General features: G+C 33.8%; 1 protein-coding gene. It reads left to right on the forward strand.

What is annotated here, in order from left to right; genetic code table 11:
* Window positions 1-123 precede the first annotated feature (123 nt).
* On the forward strand, window positions 124-1,017 hold the full coding sequence (locus tag BLQ19_RS20865; RefSeq protein ID WP_074539668.1) for a cyclase family protein: 894 nt from the start codon (window positions 124-126) through the stop codon (window positions 1,015-1,017).
* Window positions 1,018-1,234: the final 217 nt, after the last annotated feature.

The raw sequence follows: 1,234 nt of genomic DNA on the forward strand, positions 1-1,234 counted from the left end.
TGAAAGTTAAGTTAGAAGAGCCGTATGATGGGAGACTATCACGTACGGTTCTGTGAGAGGCTCGGGGTGAAATTCCCCTTGTCTACTCGACACAACAACGTTGTAGCCAATTAAAGAAAAACTATGCAGAAAAGAGTAAAATTTGATTTTGAAATATACTTTACGAATGGAGGAAATATTAAAGGGGAAGATTTTCGCCTTGATATTAAAGGAAATAATATTTCAGATAAAGAACTTGCAGACTATATCGTTGCGGATTTGAGGCTTCTTATGGTCGGACAGACAAAGATTTTGAATAAAATAATCTTTGAAGAAACACATAAAAGAAAACCAATTGACGAAAAAATTAAGTCGAACCTACTAATTGATTTAAGTCATACTATCGAAGACGGTCTTGTAACATATAAAGGACTTCCTGCACCTATCATTTGTGATTATTTAAGTAGAGAAGATTCAAAACAATTTTATGAAAAAGGAACTGAATTTCAAATTGGTAAAATTGAAATGGTTACAAATACAGGAACCTATATTGATTGCCCATTTCATAGATTTGAAGAGGGAAAAGACCTTTCTCAAGTTGGTTTAGAATGTTTTGCAGACCTTGATGCTATTGTCATTCGAATTCCACACACGAAAACAATAGAAATAACTGAGGAACATTTAAAAAATTATGAAATTAGAAATCGTGCAGTTTTAATTCAAACAGGATGGGACGAACATTGGAATACAGAACAGTATTACGAAAACAATCCTTATTTGACTGAAAAGGCAGCAGAATATTTAAGGGATTGCTCTGTGAAATTAGTCGGAATCGATTCCCATAATATAGATGACACAAAAGGAAAAAACAGACCTGTCCACACAACTCTTTTAAGTGCGGAAATTTTAATTGTAGAACATCTTTGCAATTTATATCTTTTACCAGAGGATGGTTTTACTTTTAGCGCAATTCCACCTAAATTTAAAGGTGTAGGAACATTTCCTGTAAGAGCATTTGCTAAACTGAAAAATAAATAAATAAATAACTGGCTACAACAATCTGTATAATTAATGGCTACAAAGTGCTAAATTTGAAGTTCAGTTCTTTTAATAAAGTTCTGTGTTAAACTGAAAGTTTAGGCTCTTTAAAACGCCACTAACCATACGTGTGCCGAGAAAGCAATGAACGGCTGATATATTTCATTGCGAACTGTTTATAAGATGGTGGAACCGACCCACCGATGTTGTCCTGCAG

Origin of the sequence: Cellulophaga baltica, assembly GCF_900102165.1 — a bacterium.
In the GTDB taxonomy this organism is placed as follows: Bacteria; Bacteroidota; Bacteroidia; order Flavobacteriales; family Flavobacteriaceae; genus Cellulophaga; species Cellulophaga baltica.